Origin of the sequence: Oxalobacter aliiformigenes (assembly GCF_027116575.1) — a bacterium.
Lineage (GTDB): Bacteria > Pseudomonadota > Gammaproteobacteria > Burkholderiales > Burkholderiaceae_D > Oxalobacter > Oxalobacter aliiformigenes.
Genome location: NZ_CP098252.1, coordinates 1,903,861 through 1,921,706, shown reverse-complemented (window position 1 = coordinate 1,921,706; position 17,846 = coordinate 1,903,861). Strand labels below are relative to the sequence as shown.

13 protein-coding genes are annotated in these 17,846 nt (G+C 50.7%); 4 read left to right on the top strand and 9 right to left on the bottom strand.

All coding sequences use genetic code 11. From position 1 onward, the window contains the following. The first annotated feature begins 79 nt into the window (after window positions 1–79). From glnL to NB647_RS08825, 4 genes are all read left to right on the top strand, one after another. Window positions 80–1,147, top strand: coding sequence for a nitrogen regulation protein NR(II) (gene glnL, locus NB647_RS08840; RefSeq protein WP_269283091.1), 1,068 nt, complete (start codon window positions 80–82; stop codon window positions 1,145–1,147). A 30-nt stretch (window positions 1,148–1,177) separates the two neighbouring features. Further along, a complete protein-coding gene (gene ntrC / locus NB647_RS08835) occupies window positions 1,178–2,680 on the top strand; it encodes a nitrogen regulation protein NR(I) (RefSeq protein WP_269283089.1) in 1,503 nt (500 codons plus the stop codon). A gap of 189 nt (window positions 2,681–2,869) precedes the next feature. Next, window positions 2,870–3,478, top strand: coding sequence for a C40 family peptidase (locus NB647_RS08830; RefSeq protein ID WP_269283086.1), 609 nt, complete (start codon window positions 2,870–2,872; stop codon window positions 3,476–3,478). A gap of 9 nt (window positions 3,479–3,487) precedes the next feature. Further along, complete coding sequence (locus NB647_RS08825) at window positions 3,488–3,955, top strand: hypothetical protein (RefSeq protein WP_269283085.1); 468 nt, start codon at window positions 3,488–3,490, stop codon at window positions 3,953–3,955. Between the two features lie 106 nt (window positions 3,956–4,061). On the opposite strand, the gene NB647_RS08820 is transcribed toward NB647_RS08825, so the two are convergent. The 9 genes from NB647_RS08820 to NB647_RS08780 form a co-directional block, all read right to left on the bottom strand. After that, the gene (locus tag NB647_RS08820) at window positions 4,062–4,541 is read right to left on the bottom strand and encodes a hypothetical protein (RefSeq protein WP_269283083.1); all 480 of its coding nucleotides are present in this window, start codon (window positions 4,539–4,541) and stop codon (window positions 4,062–4,064) included. A 179-nt stretch (window positions 4,542–4,720) separates the two neighbouring features. Beyond that, entirely contained in the window at window positions 4,721–5,464 is a 744-nt protein-coding gene (locus tag NB647_RS08815; RefSeq protein ID WP_269283081.1) for a hypothetical protein, read from the bottom strand. 86 nt (window positions 5,465–5,550) lie between these two features. After that, entirely contained in the window at window positions 5,551–9,738 is a 4,188-nt protein-coding gene (locus NB647_RS08810; protein WP_269283079.1) for an autotransporter family protein, read from the bottom strand. 891 nt (window positions 9,739–10,629) lie between these two features. After that, window positions 10,630–12,231: an NAD(P)/FAD-dependent oxidoreductase gene (locus NB647_RS08805; RefSeq protein WP_269283078.1), complete on the bottom strand. Its 1,602-nt coding sequence runs from the start codon at window positions 12,229–12,231 to the stop codon at window positions 10,630–10,632. A 331-nt stretch (window positions 12,232–12,562) separates the two neighbouring features. Then, window positions 12,563–14,101, bottom strand: coding sequence for an amino acid permease (locus NB647_RS08800; RefSeq protein ID WP_269283075.1), 1,539 nt, complete (start codon window positions 14,099–14,101; stop codon window positions 12,563–12,565). Between the two features lie 56 nt (window positions 14,102–14,157). Then, complete coding sequence (gene glsA, locus NB647_RS08795; RefSeq protein WP_269283073.1) at window positions 14,158–15,072, bottom strand: glutaminase A; 915 nt, start codon at window positions 15,070–15,072, stop codon at window positions 14,158–14,160. Window positions 15,073–15,168: 96 nt separating this feature from the next. Beyond that, entirely contained in the window at window positions 15,169–16,563 is a 1,395-nt protein-coding gene (locus NB647_RS08790; protein ID WP_269264231.1) for a glutamate decarboxylase, read from the bottom strand. 365 nt (window positions 16,564–16,928) lie between these two features. Further along, entirely contained in the window at window positions 16,929–17,507 is a 579-nt protein-coding gene (locus NB647_RS08785; protein ID WP_416143428.1) for a Dps family protein, read from the bottom strand. Continuing rightward, window positions 17,485–17,697: a hypothetical protein gene (locus NB647_RS08780; RefSeq protein ID WP_269283070.1), complete on the bottom strand. Its 213-nt coding sequence runs from the start codon at window positions 17,695–17,697 to the stop codon at window positions 17,485–17,487. Before NB647_RS08780 ends, NB647_RS08785 begins: the two co-directional genes overlap by 23 nt. Between the last annotated feature and the right edge of the window lie 149 nt (window positions 17,698–17,846).

The window sequence follows — 17,846 nt, the reverse complement described above, 5'->3', positions numbered from 1 at the left end:
TTCAGTGGATGGAGAAGGCGAAAATGGCAATATTTTCGCCTTTTTTTATAAGGAGGGGCAACAGGAAGGGAACAGGATAATGGAGAGACTGGCTGGACTGGATTTGTTGGCTTCCGCTGTCATGATATTGGATGGGCAGGGGCGGATCATGTATGTCAATCCGGCTGCCGAAGATTTGCTGGAGTATTCTTCCAAGGTGCTGATTCCGCAAAAATTCGGACAGTTATTTCTGAATGCCGGGGTTCTGGAGGAAATCTGCCGGCAGGTCGGTATGCATGAACCGGTCGAGAAAAGACAGGAGCTTGTACTTGACCGTATCGGCCGGCAGTCGCTTCACGTCTACTGTACTGTCAAGGCCATTGATTTTCCCGGTGCTTCTGTGCTGATCGAGTTGCGTGAAAACGTCCAGCAGTTAAGGCAGGATCGCGAAAACCGTCTGGTGGATCAGAATCAGGCAAACAAGGAACTGGTTCGCAATCTGGCTCATGAAATCAAGAATCCGCTCGGTGGAATAAAAGGGGCTGCCCAGTTGCTCGAAATGGAGCTGCCTGACAGGAACATGAAAGACCTGAGGGAGTATACCCAGGTGATTATCCGGGAATCGGAACGGCTTCAGAAACTGGTTGACAGGCTGCTGGTTCCCCACCGGAGACCGCATATTGTCCACGATATCAATATTCATGAAGTTTGCGAGCGGGTGCGGAGTGTCGTTCTTGCCGAATATCCGGAAGGGCTGGTTGTCAAACGGGATTATGATCTTTCACTTCCTGAAATTACCGGGGACAAGGAACAGTTGATACAGGCTGTCCTGAATATCGCGCAAAATGCTGTCCATGCCCTGTCGGGAAGAATCCGTCACGGAGATGCCGAACTGGTTTTCAAAACAAGGGTTTCACGGCAGGTCACGTTGGCGAGAGTCCGTTACAGACTGGCATTGAATTTGCATATTATCGATAACGGCCCGGGTATTCCCCAGGAAATGATCGAAAAGATTTTTTTTCCGCTTGTCTCGGGTACGGAAGGCGGAAGCGGTCTTGGTTTGACATTGTCGCAAACTCTTGTCCAGCAGCATGGCGGAATTATCGAATGTGACAGCCGTCCGGGTCATACCGAGTTTCTGATCAGATTGCCGATCGCCAGAGCGTGATGTGTTTGTTGATTGATGATTGGATTAAACATGAAACCAGTCTGGATAGTGGATGATGATGAATCGATTCGGTGGGTGCTGGAAAAGGCGCTGGCACGGGAAAATATCCCGTTGAGGAGTTTCTCCAATCCGGATGAGGTGCTTTCGGCACTGGATGAGGAGCAGCCGCAGGTGCTGGTGTCCGATATCCGTATGCCGGGGCGTTCCGGGTTGCATTTGCTCGAAGACGTCAAGAACCGTTTTCCTGATATACCGATCATTATCATGACGGCCTATTCCGATCTGGATTCGGCGGTGTCGGCGTTTTCCGGAGGGGCTTTCGAATATTTGTCCAAACCTTTCGATCTGGCCAAGGCGGTCGATCTGGTCAAACGGGCCATGAAAGAAAGCGAGACGAGGACGGAAATGGACAAGTCCGCAGATCGCATGCCCGAGATAATCGGACAGGCGCCGGCGATGCAGGACGTGTTCCGCGCCATCGGCAAATTGTCTCATTCGAATGCGACGGTGCTGGTTACCGGAGAGTCCGGTACGGGAAAGGAACTGGTTGCCAGAGCGCTTCACCGCCACAGTCCACGGGCATCTCGGCCATTTGTCGCGTTGAACATGGCGGCGATTCCGAAAGATTTGATGGAATCGGAATTGTTCGGGCATGAAAAAGGGGCTTTTACCGGTGCCCAAGTCATGAGGAGAGGACGATTCGAGCAGGCGGAGGGCGGTACGTTGTTTCTGGATGAAATCGGAGATATGCCGCTGGATATGCAGACGCGATTGCTCAGGGTATTGTCGGATGGCCATTTTTACCGCGTTGGCGGGAACCAGTCGGTAAAGGCCAATGTCAGGGTGATTGCGGCGACTCATCAGAATCTGGAAAAGCTGGTGAAGGAAGGCGCTTTCAGGGAAGACCTGTTTCATCGTCTGAATGTCATTCGGCTGAAACTGCCCAGTTTGCGCGAGCGTCCCGAAGACATTCCTGTTCTGGCGCGTCATTTTCTGAAACAGAGTGCATTGCAGCTTGGTGTGGAACCCAAAAAACTGTCGGATGAGGCAGCCGGTTTTCTGGCCCGATGCAAACTGACCGGTAATGTCAGACAACTTGAGAATATCTGTTACTGGTTTACGGTGATGGTTGCCGGGCAGACTATCGATGTCAAGGATATGCCATCCGAATTGTTCGAGGAAAATGATGCCAGCCATGAAACGGTATTGCCGCGCGGGAAAAGTTCTTTGTCATACGATACACCGCATGGTGGTGAAATCCATGAATCTTTTGTTGTGGTGGAAAGTGGAGATCCGGAGAATTCATGGGAAAAATATCTGGAGCAGGTCGTTGCCGTCATGCTGGAACGGGGAGAGAGCGATTTGATGGATGTTCTGGGCGCCCGGTTCGAGCGGGTTCTGATCAGGGCGGCCTTGATGAGGACAAAGGGAAGGAAGAACGAAGCCGCCGTTTTGCTGGGAATCGGAAGAAATACAATTGCCCGGAAAATCCATGAATTGGGTATGGAAGAGAGTGACAGCGATAACAGTTGATGAATTCATTTCAAAAATGGTGCCGTCAATGAAAACTTCAAATGAAGTACATTTTTGGCAAGAAAGTTGATCTTGATTCAAATTAGCTGAAAAATCGTGCTTTTTCATGGATTTTACGGCATTATGCTTTGACATCAAGGCTATATTCGCTTAAAGTTCCAGTGGGTCAGTCATCAACGGGTTTTTGCAATGGCGCTGGAACGGCACTCTTTTTTGCGGAGATTATGTGCTGCTGTTACAACGGCAGTGTTATTGTTCGGATTGACAGACCAAGCGCTGGCTCAGCGTGTCAAAAGAGCGTTGAATGATACTTCCGCTCCGGCGATGGAGCAGATTCACCATTTCACCCACAAGGCGACCGAGCTGGCCATGACGGCCATGACATTGATCGGTGCGCATTACAAGTATGGCGGGAATTCCCCGGAGACCGGCATCGACTGCAGCGGTCTTGTCCGTTATGTTTTCAAGGAAGCATGGGGAACCACATTGCCGAGAACTTCTCTGGAATTGAGCAAGGTCGGTCAGGAAGTCAGCAAGGATGAACTTCAGCCGGGCGATCTGGTTTTTTACAATACCATGCGCCGGAATTATTCCCATGTCGGAATTTATCTTGGAGACAACAAGTTCATTCATGCCCCTTCTTCCGGCAAGACTGTCCGGATCGACAACATGGAACTGAGTTACTGGAAAAACCGGTTCAATGGTGCCAGACGGATAGCCAGTCCGGCCGAAAAACGGCAGTTCGATTCCGAAAAGGAAAAAATACTTCAGGCTTTCCGGGACGATATGGCCCGATAGACAGGATATGTGGCGACAAGAGCCATTGGAAAAATCCTGCTGGATGAATATGGTAAAACCGTTTCGAGGAGAGCGGTCTGTGCCAGCCAGAATCTGGGCGGAGGTACGGTTGTCCGGTATGTTTCGGTACCAGTCCACGCTTTGCATCGTGCAATATTCTCAGAAAACGTGCGGGTAGTGGCCCATACGGGCCAGTCGGGTATCCAGATGGCATATGCCAGGATAAACAACCGGAAAATCCACCAGATAAACAGGAAAAATATCCGGGAAAAATTGAGGGACGTATACGGGTCTGAGTTTGGTCCGGGAGAAAAGAAAAAACATGCGACATGTGAGGATTCCCGTATTCTTTCTGCCTGTCTGGTCTTTTGTTCAGGTATTTCCGCTTTCGGCATTCCGGAGAAAAGGAAAGACGAGAATGGTCTCGTCTGTCGCAGGCAGTACCTTCGGATTTACCCTTCCGTTTTTTCCTTGTAGTCGGTTTGCGAGGATGACTCGAATGGAAAACGGTTTGTGACTTGCCAGTTTATCTCCGGTACAAACGGGTAGAGCGGGCATCGGGAAACGGAAGAGCGAACGACAATCATAGGTTCTTGTTTTGGGGACTGGCCGTCCGTTGAGGTTTGGAAAAGACAATTTTCAGGGGATTGCCGGTGATTTTCTCCCGGTCGGTCACGGCGATAGCATTCAGGGTACCTTCTTCACGGGTGGAAAAAGGAGCCAGAGTAATCATGGTGCCGTAGAGCAGACCGTCCGGCGCATCCTTCGGCGTTTCCGCCACATCGATACGTTCCAGTGCGTGAATGCCCCGTCCGTTGAGTCCGATTTTTATCTGCAAACTTTTGACAGGATCGGATTTCGGTGTCCCGAAAGTCGTGGCAATACACAATTTCGGTACGGAAAGACGATCCGTTCCGGAACTCACCGGCACATGGCTGCAAGTTCCGACAAAAGTCACCTTGCCCCCGATCTCCTGACGGATATCGTCGCAATAAAGACAGTGGACATAACGGGCACCGGGTTGTTTCATATATTCTCCGGCATAACGGAAAGGTTCGGTCATAATGGAAACAAGCGATTGTTACACTCTGAACCAGAAACAGACGAAAAAACGGAACCCGTCCGTTGTTCCATCCATATGGAAAAACGGAATGGCGACGTAAAGAATATTCCGGTTATCCGGACAGTCCCACTCGGCCATCAGGCGATGACAGAATATGAATCATACCGGAGCGACCGGAATTATTCAGAAGCCGGGAATGCTCCCTGTTTCACCAGAGAGACAAGCCCCTCCAAGAGCATCTGGCGATAAAAGCGGCGGGTAAACTCTGTATGGAAATCCATATTGTTGAAAAACGAGAAATCGAATCGTTCGGCAGCGACACCGCTCTTTCTTTCCTCCGAATTCTCATGACCGATATACATGGTGTCCGTTACCGAACGTGCGTCGAAACGCTTGCCGTTTTTCCATGCCAGATCCATTGCCAATGCCATATCATAGACGTAAACGATTTTTTCATCCGCTCTCCGTTCCTTTTTGCGCGCCAGCGCCTGTTTTGTCCGTTCCGAAAGCGACCGATCAACCGCAATTGTCAAAAGAGCCGCCGGTGGGGGATCTTCAGGCTGGCCTTGTGCGCTGAACTTTGCTGACCTTATCCTTGTCCCGTTTGCAGTTACTTCCTCCACAACCTTCACCAGACCGGTTTCTTCCAGATAACGCTTTGCCGCCAGCCACAGGCCGTAGCGTTCGTGCCAGTCCTGCCGAACGTCATCGACAGGCTGCCCTTCCCAGCGGTATGTTACGGCCAGAGAAACCGGAACAGGATTTTCCGTTTTGATGAAATCCTTTCCGGAAACAGTCACTGTATCCGTCGCGAACCAGGATTCGCGCGGATATGCTTTCGAGTCGTAGGCACAGCCGGCCATACCATTTGCCAGAGCCGCCAGAAGCGCCATTTTTAGAACCGTGTTTTTCATAGGTGTCATTTATTCACTATTGAAAACACCAGCACGGGCAAACCGCACTGGTCCGATAGCAGGAAAGAACCGGCGCAGCCGGCCCTTCCGGTGAACTAGAACAGATATTTGATCCCGAGCTGGGCGGATTCTTCATGATATCCATGGTTGCCGGCCCGGACACCCAGCGTGACCCAGCCCAGCGTATTTTTTTCCAGATACCCTTCTGCACCGATCCGGACTTCGCCACTGTCTCGCGAGCCATCCTGATAAACGGAATCGCCATTCATCCAGACGCCGCGTTTTTTCGTGTTGTGAATCCAGTTCAGTTCGAGAAAACCGAGTCCCTTGTTTTCAAAGTTGGCATGCAGTCTCGAGCCCAGACGAAGTATGACATTGTCTGCACCAAGCTGGCGATAGACTGTATGGCTGCTGTCTTCTGCCCGGTCGGCTTTCATGCCGTCCCAGATCACCTGCGCCTGTGGCTGGAGTGTCCAGACGGTATGATTGATGCCTTTTTCTCCGGTTTCGCCAATCGGCAGCGTCTTGCCCGCTTCCAGAGAAGCGACCCAGCCATCGGCGTCATAGCTGAATTTGGGCAAGGAACCATACACTTCATTGTCGTAGTTACCCCACATCAGCCAGCTGTCCAGATAAAATCCGTCATCCGGGGAGTTGCCGGTGTAGAGCGTGCCGTAAACCCCCAGGGTATATCCGTCCACTTTCGATTTGGCGGTATATCTGGAACGGGTTTCGGAACGGTTGTTCAGATAACCGCCGAATACGCCGAGATTGTATTTCCAGTCGCTGTTTTCGACACTTTGGCGCAGGAGGTCGCTGCCCAACTGGATGATTTCGGTTTCGGAATGGGTTTTGCCGGCGCCGTTGCCCATCTGGAAATGAGTGTGGTTGCCGACGATCCGGCCCCATGCCGCCGTTTCCTTCACTTCGGCGGTAAACGGATCGCGGTAATAGGCTTGTCCCATGCGGTCATGCAGGCGCATGTGCATTTCGGCCCAGGCCAGCGAATTGTCTACGTAGCTGCCCGCTTCGGCACGAACTTCTCCGGTATTGACCAGATACCAGTTTTCCTTGCCGCCTTTGGCGTCTTCATCGCGGCCTTCCAGTCCGTAATAGTAGGCACCCCCCACAATCGGGCCGCCTTCGGTCAGGGTGAAGTCCGGCTCTGCATTTTCGGCATGCAGGATGTGAATCCCGTTGTCCGTCCGGGCCCCGTTGCTGCCGGGCAGGGCATTGACAGCCACTTTGCCGGTTCCGTCGGCGGTGCCGTTGATGTGGATGAAATCGGTCGGGGAATCATGGTCGCCATTCAACTGGGTGTGATAGACCAGTGTGCCGTTATTCCCCTGATAGTCACCCGCAATCCGCACGGTGTTGACGGTATCGACGGAAGCATCGTTCTGTCTGGAAAGATAGACAGTGCCGGCGTTGGTCAGGTTGTTCAGGTGATGGGTATTAGTGTTGCCGTATGGGTTCGGATTGCCGGCTTCCGCTCCGTTCAGGTACAGGCGGGAGCCGGTGCCGACGGCGGTAGAGGCGCTTTCAAGCGCTCTGGCGTTTTCGAGCCGGGCAATGGATTCTTTCAGGTTGACGGCACCTGCATAATTTGCATTTCCGCTGTTGATGGTCAGGTCGGTATGCCGTGTGTCAAGAACGGCGTTCTGATTGCCTTCGAGGTTTCCCGACACGACAGCAAGAGCCACGCCATCAGGATTCTGTGACTGGCTGCCGTCAATGGTCAGGTGACCGGATTCGTCTGGCGTGCCGGCCCGTGCGTCGAATTGGATGGTGGAACCGTCTGCCTGCTGCAAACCGCCGATGGTCTGGGTTTTGCCGTTGAGCTGGTAGGCTGAACCGGCAGCCATGTCCAGATTTCTGGTGTTGCCCAGAGCATGGTCTGAGCCTTGCCGTACCACAGCGTTGCCGTCCACAGTGGTTTCTCCCGTATAGGTGTTGCGCCAGTTTTCCCAGTCCGGGTTATAGATCGGATTGCGGTATATGCTTTTTTCGTCTCCCATGATGACGGTGTTTTTCTCAGGGATATAGACGCCGCCAGCTCCGGTGACTCGTGCCGAGAGGGTGTAGGCGCTTTCCTCGATACCCGAGTTTGGTTTCAGATCATCTTCCTTTGCCCCATACAGTGCCAGTTGTTTGTCAGGCAACACATCGACGGACTTCAGCCAGTATTTGATCCCGACACCGCCTTCCTGGCCCTCACCAGTTACTTTTCCGGAAATGGATTCTGTTTGCGGTTTGTCGTTTTCATCCAGATACGTTGATGTGATTGTCTGATCCGTTCCGTCGAAGTGCATATATTTATAAAAACCGTAGGTGGCGGTGGCAATCTGCTGGTTTCTCTGGTTGATTTCAAAGCCACCGATATCGAAGGTCATATCTTGCAGACTGGTAGACTGATTCCCGTTTTTAACGGATTTTTTGCCGTATATGGTTGGATCTCCGTAGACGGAAATGCCGATTTGGGTGTTGCCGAAGGCATTGGTTTGTTGCCTATTCTCTTGCCGATACTTTTCGATATCATCGAAGTCTATGATAACGGCATGAGTGTTCTTGCCATCGGCGTCTTGTCCGTTGTTAATGCCAAGATACAGGATTCTTCCGTCATAGTGGTAACGGAACTGGTGCATAAGAGCGTCCGTATGCGAATTTGTTGTTCCATCAATTTTCTGGGTATTGAACACCATGCCGTCATCATGGGCCAGCAGGGATAGCTGCTCGTCGCCGTTTTCACCATAGTAGTGATTGACGGTCTTTTTATCGTCTTTTCGGAACAGTCGGGTTGTCGTATCCAGAGAAGTACCGTCGCCATCGACATGGCTGGCCAGATTGGTGTAGGCGCTGACCCAGAAATTGTGTTTGCCATTTGTCGAGGTGCTTTGTTGGGGTGTTTTTTTGGACAGGCTGGAGTGGAAGCCACTGGTGTTAATCAAAAAGGAACCGGCAACCTGCTGGCCGAGCCGGATTTGTTCATCGTCATAATGTGTATAGTCCGGATCGTTGGTATAAGTAACGCCGTCCAGAAGAGATGCCGTATAGGAATCCTGTCGGTTGTCTGCCGGTACCTCGCTTGGATAATAAGATTGTGAGACATTAATCAATGTACCGGGTTCCAGCTTGTCAGGAGCATAATATTGTCCGAAGTGGATGTAACGGACATAGGCACTGCCGATGGTGTTTTGTCCCGCTATGTAGGCAATGCCTCGACGGCGGTTGACAGCATAGAGCTTCTCTTCATCAAAAAAGATTTGACCTTCTGTTTCCGGTTTGAAGTTGCTGTTACCTGTTACGTTTTTTTCGACGGTGTCGGCAGTAGCGGAACCATACACGGCATTGCCAGGCGAGAGGGTGACGTTGTGAAGCGAGACCAGATTGGGATTCAGCTCGCGTAATTTTGCGGGATTGCCTTGCAGCTGGTCTTGCAGTTCGAAGCCACCGAACACATTGCCGTTAATGATGGAATTCTCGATGGCGACGATATTGTTTTCGGCGATTCCAGCCGAATAACCACCATAAATACTGAATCTTTTGCCTGTGTACTGTGTGTCATTCGAGGTAGAACTTTTACTGGATGTGGCGGAATATGTGGACTCCAGTCCAATATGGCTGTTTTTGATAACGACGATATTGTGATTGGAAATCGAACTTTCCGGAATGTGATTTGGGTTGTCCACATGTCCCGTATTCAGGCGGTAGGAATAGAAACCTCTACCGCCGATGATACCGAATTTTGCAGTTGAGTCACTTTGACCGGTAATCGTTGCGTCCCGGACAGATACGTAATTGTGATTGGTTTGATATCCTTCCGCACCCCAGATGCCTGCGCGAGAAACGAGTTCGGCTTGTCCCGGATCGGTATCGGCAAATGCATTTTTTTTCAGCAGGGTAGAACCATTGATATAGACGCGATTGTAGTCTGTTGCAAAACCTTTGTAACTTGCGTAAGTTTCTTTTTGTGCGGAACGTCCACCAAAAATAATCTGGGAAGCCAGAAGGGCATTTTTTCCCAAATTCACAATAAGAGTATTATGGCTGGAAGATCCGTCACCGTCACCGAATAGGTCGTTTCGGCCACCGTGGAGTTTGGCCGTTGCAGAAGCGCCCTCTTCCAGATTGGCGATCAGTGTATAGTCCGACGTTTCTGCCGAGAACGTTTTGTCTGGAGTATCTGTATTGTTCCAGGTCACATAAAATGGCTGTTTATTGAGTGTTTCAATACCTTCGACGACACCTACCCCGTTTTCCTGGATCGAGATGTTATTTGCCATTGCTTGTTTGGCTTGTTCTCTTTCTGGATCGTTAACTGATGTCCCGGGGAAATAAGAGAGGGATCGGAATGTGCCGGCAGCATAAATTCGGTTTTTATTATCAAAACCATCCCACTTTGGATTGTCAACTAGTCCCGCACCGGAGAAATTCAGGGTCAGTGTACGGTCTTCACTTGACTCGTTATTGAGATAATAAAAAGCGCCGATTTGTCGATTGTCTACAGTGTCGATGTATGAGGGTGCATGGACGGCAGTTCCTCCTTCTGCGGAAGAGGTGACTGTCACATCGGCGTAGGCTGTTACGGGACTGGTGAACAGGAGAGAGACAAGAAGGCTCAGGGTCGATAGTCTGAAGGGAATATCATTTAGTTTTTTTCTGACGGTTTTGGTTGAATACACAGTCGGACGAGACGTGAAGGGCGGTAAAACAATTTTCTTTGCGATGGGGGCAACGTGATTCATGCGTTTTCCAGAATAAGCATTGATGTCGTTGCATACTGCTTTAAAGTTTTGCTATAAGTATTAGAGGACATCTGATGATGTATAAGTTGTTGATAATAAATGGTTTACCCCCCCCGGCGTTTTTTATTGTGTCAACTTTCAAATAAAATAGATCAAGAATACAATCGGTCCATCGCACTGTTTTATAATGGGGAACCGCTTTTAGCAAAAAAAACTGCATACTGTTCAGATGACCGTTAATACTTATTAACGGAAGTATTTTTTTGACAACGTTTTGTCATCAGGCAGGAAAAAAGACAATTTATGCCGGTATTTTTTCCGGTTGGTTTTGCATGTCCGGCCGTTATGTAACGAATGGGCAGAATAAAGGGCCGGAAGAGGATGATGTCCCTTTCACAGTGAAAGAGAATGTGGCATGTCGGAAGACGTTTATCCGCAAATGGCTTTTGCAATAGCTTCTGCGACCTGAATGCCGTCAACGGCAGAGGACAGGATTCCTCCGGCATAACCCGCTCCTTCGCCCGCCGGGTAAAGTCCCCTGATGTTGACGCTTTGCAGGCTTTCATGATGTCTGACGATCCGGATGGGAGAGGATGTACGCGTTTCCGTTCCGGTCAGTACCGCATCGTACAGGGCAAAGCCCGGTACAGTCCGTTCAAAGGCGGGGATGGCTTCCCGCAAGGCGTCGATAGCGTATCCGGGAAGTGCCTCACCCAGATCGCAAGGAGTGACTCCCGGTTTGTATGAGGGTTCCACCGTTCCGAGGCGGGTGGACGGTTTGCCTTTCAAAAAGTCTCCGACCAGCTGGCAGGGCGCATTGTAGTTCGAACCGCCCAGTTCGAAGGCTTTTTGTTCGAGCTGGCGCTGGAGAGCGATTCCGGCCAAAGGGGAACCCGGATAGTCGTCCGGTGTAATATCCACGACAATGGCGGCATTGGCATTCCTTTCGTTTCTGGAGTACTGGCTCATTCCATTGGTGACCAGCCTTCCCGGTTCGGAAGCCGCTGCGACAACCGTGCCACCGGGACACATACAGAAGCTGTAGACGGAACGTCCATTCTTGCAATGGTGTACAAGCTTGTAATCCGCTGCTCCCAGAAGCGGATTGCCGGCGAAGGGACCGAGCCGGCAGGCATCGATCAATGATTGGGGATGTTCGATGCGAAAGCCTATCGAAAAAGGTTTTGCTTCGATATGCACTCCCCGTCTGTACAACATGTCAAACGTATCGCGGGCACTGTGGCCGAGTGCCAGCACGACATGGTCGGCATGGATGGCTTCACCGTTTTCCAGTATGACTCCCCGGATTTGCCCGTTTTCGATCAGCAAATCGTCCATCCGGGTCTGAAAGCGGAATTCTCCGCCAAGTGAAATGATTTCACCACGCATCTGTTCGATGATTCTGACCAGTTTGAATGTCCCGATATGCGGTTTGCCGATATAGAGAATTTCCTCCGGCGCTCCGGCTTTCACGAATTCGGCCAGTACTTTTCTCCCGTAATGTTTGGGATCCCTGATTTGTGTATGCAGCTTGCCATCCGAAAAAGTGCCTGCGCCTCCTTCGCCGAACTGGACGTTGGATTCCGGATTCAGTTGTCGTTTTCGCCAGAATCCGAATGTGTCCTGTGTTCTTTCCCTGACGTTTTTTCCGCGTTCGAGCACGATCGGTCTGAAACCGCTTTGGGCCAGGATCAGGGCGGCGAACAGTCCACAGGGACCACACCCGACGATGACGGGTCTTGAAAAGGCCGTTTTCGGTGCCTGGGCCACGAAACGGTAGGTCATGTCCGGGGCAGGCCGGATGTGAGGATGATTGGCCAACCGGTCAAGGATATTTTTTTCGTTTCCGGTTTCGACATCCACGGTATAGGAAAACACGATGGCCGTTTTTTTCCGGGCATCGTAATTTCTTCGGTAAACCGTAAAACCGAGCAGTTCATTTTCCGGAATGTCCAGACGATCTAAAATAGCCTGTTTCAGTTCATTTTCGGTATGGTCAAGCGGGAGTCTGATTTCAGTCAGTCGAAGCATAAAAATCCAGTGAAGATAAAACAAAGTCAATCGCTGACCGATTCAGGATTGCCGTACGGTTTATCAGGTTATTTTACCGCGTTCTTGTACACCAGCCCAAAATTTTCGTCTGGATTTGGCCATTGGCAACGACAACGCATGACCGGTTTTTTGCTGTGCTGTTCGTTTGCGGATGTTGTCCCGTTCCGGAATATATCCTGCGAGACAGGATGGTGAGAATGCCGGTACGAACAGGCAGGGGTGTCCTGTGGAACATGAATGCTTCGGGGGAGGAAAAATAAAAAAAAGCCTTCCCGTACGGGAAGGCTTTCGGTATGAATGAATCCGGAAATCAGTTTCCGGTCGTGTCGCTGTTTTGCAGATCCTGCAAAGGTGCCGAGTATGCTTCCGTTTCGCTTTTCGGCGCCACTTCCCAGGACGGTTTTCTGACCGCATAGAAAATGAAAGGTGGCGCACCGGTGATGATCAGTCCTGCAACCAGAATGCCAATATATTCCAGCACAGGCATGTTGCTGAACTGGCTTGGCGGGATCAGGCCGAAAATAATGGCCAAAATGGTGGCGGCCAGACCAAGAATGCACCAGAAATGAAGTCCTTTCAGGACGAAACCGCGTTTGACGTTCGGCTGTGTTTTTCTGAGTTTCATGGCGGACATGAACATGAAAACATAGATGATCAGGTACATCAGGGCCGCCATGGCGGACAACATCCAGAAAGCATCGGAAACATTGTCGATGAAAATGTAGGCGGTGGACAGAAGTGTCACAAGAATAGCCTGAAGAATCAGAATGTTTTGCTGAACCCCGTTTTTGTTGACTTTCTGCAGAATGGGCGGGAACATACCTGATTTGCCGACAAAAAGAAGACCTTTCGACGGACCCGCTGTCCAGCTGAGCACGCCGCCCAATGCACCGATGATCAGCAATGCGCCCAGAATTGGGGTGACCCATGCGATATGGAATGCATCGAAGAAAGCGGCGTATGCCTGAATGACACCGGCTGTCAGACTGGTGGAATCAGCCGGTACGACCAGTGAAATCGCCAGTGTCGGCGGGATGAAGATCAGTACGATCATGATACCGGCCAGCAAAATGGCTTTCGGCATTTCGCGTTCCGGGTTTTTCAGTTCACGGGCATGAATCGCATTCATTTCGATGCCGGCGTATGCCAGAAAATTGCTGACGATCAGAACCAGACCGGCGATACTGCCCACGAATTCTTTCCAGTAGTCAGGATGCAGGCGGTGTGCACCGGCAAGTATATGGCTGTGTTCATGAAAAACCGATGGGATCAGGGCACCCCAGTTCATCGGTGCGGCGGACGGATTGCCCATGATGAGCCAGATGATGCCCAAAATGACAAGACAGGCAGCGGGAAGGGCCGTTCCCAGCAACATGAACCATTTGGTGAATTTGGAAATGGTATCGAAACCTTTCATGGCAAGCAGTGTGGATGCCCAGTAGAACACGATGATGACGATACAGGTGAATATGCCGTTATCGGCCAGTTTCGGGTTGAACATGTAGGCCAGCGTACTGGCAGCAAATCCCAGCACGCTTGGATACCAGACGACCACTTCGATCCACAAAAACCAGATGACGAAGAAACCGAGCCTGTCACCATAGGCCTGTTTGACCCAGCCATAAATGCCTCCGTTCCAGCCGGTACCCAGTTCGGATGCCACAAGGGCGACCGGAACGAAGAATACGATAGCCGGAATCAGAAAGAGCATGATCGAACCGAGACCATATACGGCCATGGCCGGCAGCGAACGGATACTTGCCACAGCGGCCACCATCATGAACGCGATAGTCAGCCATGAAATGTAAGTACGAGCTTTTGTGTTTTTGGTATTGTCAGCAGTAGCCATAAAAACCTCTTTTCTGAAAACCGGAATTTCCCGGAAAGAAATTCCGGTATCCCTTCTTATTTATTGAAAAGACTCCATCCCAGTTTTTCGCTCAGGAACGCGCCCACTTTCTGACCTTTCACACTGTTGCCGTGAATATCCAGGGGAGGAGCGAAAACGGCTAGTGCACACTTGCCAGGAACGACGGCCAGAATGCCTCCACCGACACCGCTTTTGCCCGGCAGGCCGGTGCTGTAGAGCCAGTTGCCGGTATTTTCGTAAAGGCCGTTCATCATCATTTCGGCAAGGATGGGCTGGATGTTTTCCTTGTTGACGACCTGTTTTTTCGTGACCGGATTGATTCCGCCATTGGCGATGGTACCTCCCATAATGGCGAGGTCGCGGCAGGTGATGGCAACAGAACACTGACGGGTGTAAACATCACATGCCTGATCCGGATCGGTATACATGTTGCCGCTATTTTTCAAAAGCCATGAAATGCCGCGGTTATGGGCGTTGGTATCGGATTCCGACTGATAGACTTCATTGTTGACGGCCAGTTCTCTTCCGGCAAACAGGTTGTAGGTACTGATGATTTGATTCCAGCGGTCATCGGATGATTTTGCGTTCAGGAGACTGACTGTTGCGATGGCACCGGCATTGTCGAACGGGTTGTAGGGATGTTCTTTGTGCAATTCAAGCGCGATGACTGAATTGAACGGTTCACCAGTAGCGTTACTGCCGATTTTTGCCTTGAATTCTTCCTTGCCCAGTTCTTCCAGAACTCTGGCCAAAGTGAAAACCTTGGAAATGGATTCAATGGCGAATTCATATTTTGTATCACCGACTTCGAGAACTTCTCCATCCGTGAACGCGATGGCGATTCCGAAGAGATCGGAAGGAACCGATGCCAGAAAGGGAATGTAACTGGCATTGGCACCTTCCTTGACTGAAGAAAAGGACTGGTGAGCAGAGGTCATAAAGTCCAACACTTGTTTCCTTTGCTCCGGGTTTTGATTGACGCTCATGGAAAATATCCTTAAAAAAATGTTTTCGTCTATATCCTCTGCTTCCGTGGCAGTTGCCGCTTATCTGCCGGAATGGTTGCCCATCTGGGCTTCCTTGCCGACGAAACCGTGGGGTTGATGGGTATCGAAGAAATCGACCGCACGTTTGAAATCGTCAAGTAACAAGGAAGCCATATCCGCAGAGAGTCCCTGTTTGACCAGAATGCGCTGTACGACGATATTGTCGGCATGCGGAGGCAGCGAATAGGCTGGAACCAGCCAGCCACGTGTTCTCAGATGATCGGCCAGATCGTACAGCGTGTATTTCGTGTTGGCGCCTTTCTTGAGACGCCAGGTCACTGCCGGAATACCATCCTGTTCCCTGCCGCTGTGGATCATGTCAAACGGACCGATCTGTTGCAGACCGTCTGCCAGCATCCGGGCGGTGTTGTAACAGTCGGAATGGATTCGCTGATAGCCTTCCTTGCCGAGACGGAGCAGGTTGTAGTATTGGCAGATGACCTGTCCGGCAGGACGCGAGAAATTGAGCGCGAAGGTCGGCAGGTCACCACCCAGATAGTTGACGTGGAAAATCAGACCTTCTGGCAGATCTTTCGTTTCGCGCCATACGACCCAGCCCACTCCCAGTGGAGCAAGACCGAATTTGTGTCCGGATGTACTGATGGATTTGACACGTGGCAGCCGGAAATCCCACAACATATCGGGAGCGCAGAATGGAGCCAGAAAACCGCCACTGGCTCCATCGACGTGAATGTCGATATCCAGCCCTTTTTCCGCCTGAAGCTTGTCCAGTGCATCGGCCAGTGGCTTGACCGGTTCATACAGGCCGGTATATGTCTGGCCCAGAGTCGGAACGACCACGATCGTGTTTTCGTCGACCATCGAGAGCATGTCTTCCGGTGTCATGACGTAGTGGTTGTCCGCCATGGGCATTTCACGGATTTCGATGTCCCAGTAACGGGCGAATTTCAGCCAGCAGACCTGGACAGGTCCGCAAACCATGTTGGGTTTGTCGATCGGTTTGCCTGCCGCTTTTCTTTTTGCGCGCCACCTCCACAGGGCAGCCAGGCCGCCCAGCATGCAGGCTTCGCTGGAACCGACTGTCGAAGTACCGATCGTTGCCGAGGAATCCGGAGCATTCCAGAGATCGGCGATCATATGCACACAGTAATTTTCAATGGCTGCCGTTTGGGGATATTCGTCCTTGTCGATCATGTTTTTGTCGATCGACAAATCCATCAGCCAGTGCAGTTCTTCTTCTTCGAAAGTCTGGCAGAAAGTCGCCAGGTTCTGTCGTGCATTGCCGTCCAGATACAATTCATCGTGAACAACCTGATAGACATCGTAGGCGTTCTGTTCGTTGTCGGGAAAAGTTTTCTTGTCAGCCGGTTTCCCGATAAAACGGGAACCGAAAACAGGGTCATTACGGGTTACATCAGTACTCAGGTATGCCATTGAAGCCTCCAGTGTGCTTGGTAAATAGTTGTGCCCGATTGCATAAAAGGCTTTTCAGCCGGTGTGGATTTGTTCCCCTCCGAAAATTCTTTGAACAGGAATTGACGTTTTAGCCTGGCTACTGGAGAAAAGGGATATTCTCAGTTACCGGTGAAGGGTTAAACGAACGGCTTAAATTTACCCGTACTGTTTTTTTCGGGTTTGAGCTTCATTAAAGGGGAACGGATTAGGGAGAAAGGCTCCGGGGAAAGGTAACCGGACGGTTTATGTAAAGGAAAAATACTGTTGGAGGAAACGGGGAGTCATTTAAAAAATAAAAAAACGGAATGTCGGGAAGACATTCCGTTTTTTCTGTGTGGTACAGATCAGTGGCCGCTGGAATCTGTATCTTGCTGGGCTTCGAAAAGGAACCAGATCCGTCTTTCGGTTTCGTCAATCCAGTTTTCCAGAAGACTGGCGGTTGCCACATCCTCGTATTTGTCGCAGATTTCATGTGCGTCACGCATGAAACCCAGAAGTTCCAGATTGTTTTCTCTCAGTTCATTTAACATGTCCGATGGATCGACGTAGGGTTCGTCATTGTCTCTGATCCGTTGTTCCCGGGAAATCTCGCCAATGGAATGCAATGTCTGGGCGCCCAGTTTTCTGGCCCGTTCGGCGATGGCATCCGTCATGTCGAAGAGCTGATCGCCCTGTTCGTCGAACATCAGATGGTAATCGCGGAAGTGTGGCCCGGAAAGATGCCAGTGGAAATTCTTGGTTTTCAGATAAAGGGCGAATACATCGGCCAGCAGCGGATTCAAGGCCTGCTGGATTCGGGTAATTCCTTCAGCAGACAGATCGGATGTGGTACACAGGCGTGAGACAGGGTTCGACTTTTTCATGGATGCTCCGGAGATGTCAATTTTGTTAACAGTTTTGTTACCCGTTTGTTTGGTGGACATTTTTTTTCCAATCATGAAAGGTAAATTGCGCGTTAATTAAAATCATCAATGAGTGTTGACCGGGATGGCTGGAATCGATTGTGGCCGGTTCCGCTTTGCCAGCGAACGGATCATTGGTATGCAAATATGTTACTCCCGATGTTTTTTCCTGCTGACGACGGGAATTTTCCGGAAAAGGTGTGTCCGGCATGGCGTTCAATATCATTCGCCCTGTTGCAGTATCCTAGGACAGAACGATGTAATGATCTATTGAAAAGAAAACGTTCATTGATTTCAGTCAGCTGGCAAGGAATGGTTTGACACATGAAAAAAGCCGGCGAAAAGCCGGCTTTGGAAAAA